3 protein-coding genes are annotated in these 2,352 nt (G+C 56.9%); all 3 read left to right on the plus strand.

The genetic code is table 11. The annotated features are described in order from the left end of the window. Nucleotides 1-56 precede the first annotated feature (56 nt). Complete coding sequence (locus H9X86_RS13130) at nt 57-269, plus strand: hypothetical protein (protein ID WP_243416957.1); 213 nt, start codon at nt 57-59, stop codon at nt 267-269. 94 nt (nt 270-363) lie between these two features. Then, nucleotides 364-1,530 (plus strand): tyrosine-type recombinase/integrase, encoded by a 1,167-nt coding sequence (locus H9X86_RS13135; protein WP_204901712.1) that lies wholly within the window; start codon nt 364-366, stop codon nt 1,528-1,530. Continuing rightward, on the plus strand, nt 1,527-2,352 hold an 826-nt coding region (locus H9X86_RS13140), incomplete at its 3' end, for a site-specific integrase (RefSeq protein WP_204901713.1). The genes H9X86_RS13135 and H9X86_RS13140, both read left to right, overlap by 4 nt.

Here is a 2,352-nt window from a genome sequence, read left to right on the forward strand (position 1 = left end):
CTGGCTATTCTCTTCATTGTTCGGTATTGTGTGTTGCTGATAAGGAGGCGGCACACATGAACGACTATATGAAAGCCCTGCACCAGCGGTTCTTCCGAAAGCCAAATCTTACCGAACTGGAGAAGGAAATTGAAACTGCCCGTCAGGAAGTGCGGGACTGCCTGGACAAGAACCAGCGGCGCAGGCTCATGGACCTAGCAGATGGACAAGCCCTGCTACGGGAAGAAATCTCCCAGGCCAGCTTCACCGCAGGATTCAAACTGGCCTGAGGAATTGCAAAAGAACTGGAGGCGGATGGACTGTATTCTTCCGTGGAGGAATCAGAGTACATCTGCCATCACATACAGAAGGAGGATTGATGCCATGGCAAAACGCAGAGCATCCGGGGACGGCATGGTGCGGAAACGGAATGGCCGCTGGGAGGGCCGTATGGTCATCGGCCATAAGGAAAACGGCGACCCCATCTTCCACTACGTCTACGCCGATACCCAAAGAGAATTAACTGCCAAACTGCGGCAGAATATCAGCGCCTATCAAGGCGTACATCTCACCGAGAAAAGTAACATGACCCTGTCCCAATGGTTGGACAAATGGCTGGACGAGTACATCTCAGCAAACATTCGCCCCAATACCTTAGATGGATACCGAAGAGACTTAAACAACCATGTCAAACCATACCTGGGGGACAAGCCCCTGCTGAAACTCAATGGCAAAGACTTGAACACCCTCTACCAGAAGCTGCTGGAGCACGGACGCATGGACAAGCGTGGCAATCAAGGGCCGGGGCTGAGCCCCACCACCGTCCGTGGGATTCACAACACCCTTCATCACGCCTTAAAAACCGCTGTAGATGAAGGCCTCCTCCCTGCCAACCCTGCCCATAGGGTGACACCCCCCAAGGTGGCCCACCGTACCAAGGGGATCTTGAACCACCACCAGCTGGATGTCTTCAAAGCGGTCATCCAAAAAGATTGGGTGTGGCGAGACTTCTTCTTCACCGAGCTGACCACAGGTCTGCGGCGGGGCGAACTGTGCGGCCTTCAATGGACAGACTTTGATGAAGCATCCGGACGTTTGAAGGTGCGCCGCACCATCCACCCCAGAAAAGGTGGTGGCGTGGAGGTGGGCGATACCAAGACCTACGCAGGAACCAGGACCATCCTGCTCCCCTCCAGCACAGCCCAGATGCTGCGGGAGCGAAAGGCGTCCTCCCTATCCCAGTGGATTTTTCCCGACCCCATCCGCCCAGAACAGCCCGTCTCTCCCTCCAAAGCCTATCGGCGATTGAAAGAACTGCTCCTGGAGGCGGGATTGCCGGACATTCGCTTCCACGACCTCCGCCACACCTTCGCCACCCATGCCCTGTCCAGCGGCGTGGATGCCAAGACCTTGTCCGGGATTCTGGGCCACACCAAGGCCAGCTTCACCCTGGACACCTACACCCATGTAACTGGGGATATGCAGCGCAACGCCGCCGACATCGTGGGCGGCTTCCTGACAGAATTGCTGGGAGAGGAGATGGAGCCATGACAAAGAAACGAAAACGTGGAGATGGCAGTCTCCACCTGAGAAAGGATGGCCGATGGGAAGGGCGATACGTCATCGGCTACGACGACAACGGACGCCCCAAAACAAAAAACGTGCTGGCCAAAACCAAGGCAGAGTGTGCAGCCAAGCTGAAAGCCCTAAAAGAGGAAGTCCAGGGGGCAGCCCCCAAGTCACCTAAGGTAGACATGACCTTCGGGGCATGGTTGGATCACTGGTATCAGCAGTACTGCAAACCAGGCATCAAGCCCAAGACCCAGACGGACTACGAAAATCGGATTTATCAGCACATCATCCCGGAGTTGGGACACATTCCCCTCTCCCAGTTGACCCAAGGGGATCTCCAGCAGTTCTATCAACGGCTGAAGCAAAACGGACGGCTGGCCCAAAGGGAGCTGTACGGCCCCGGCCTGTCCGACCGGATGGTGAAAAGCTGCCATGTCACCTGCCGGATGGCACTGGACAAGGCCCTGGCAGATGGCCTAATCCAGAAAAATCCCGCCGCTGCCTGCAAGGTACCCACCACCCATCCCAGGGAAATGCTGGTGCTCACCGGGGAGGAAATCCAACGCCTACTGATTCAGGCCAAAGAGGACGGGTGCTATGAGCTCTTACTGCTGGAGCTGTCCACCGGCCTGCGCCGTGGGGAGATCCTGGCCCTTCAATGGGACGACCTGGACGTGCAGACCGGCGTATTGAAGGTAGAGCGGCAGGTACAGCGCATCCACAAAAAACTGGTGGTCTCCCAGCCCAAGACCAAGGCGTCCAGCCGAAGCCTGGTCCTCCCCCGCCCCATTCTCCACGTCC

The sequence above is a fragment of the Pseudoflavonifractor capillosus genome, from assembly GCF_016902575.1.
Taxonomy (GTDB): Bacteria; Bacillota; Clostridia; order Oscillospirales; family Oscillospiraceae; genus Enterenecus; species Enterenecus capillosus_A.

Bases quoted from the DNA above. Each gene is read 5' to 3' on its own strand.
- H9X86_RS13130 (WP_243416957.1), top strand. From the start codon at position 57: ATGAACGACTATATGAAAGCCCTGCACCAGCGGTTCTTCCGAAAGCCA.
- H9X86_RS13135 (WP_204901712.1), top strand. From the start codon at position 364: ATGGCAAAACGCAGAGCATCCGGGGACGGCATGGTGCGGAAACGGAAT.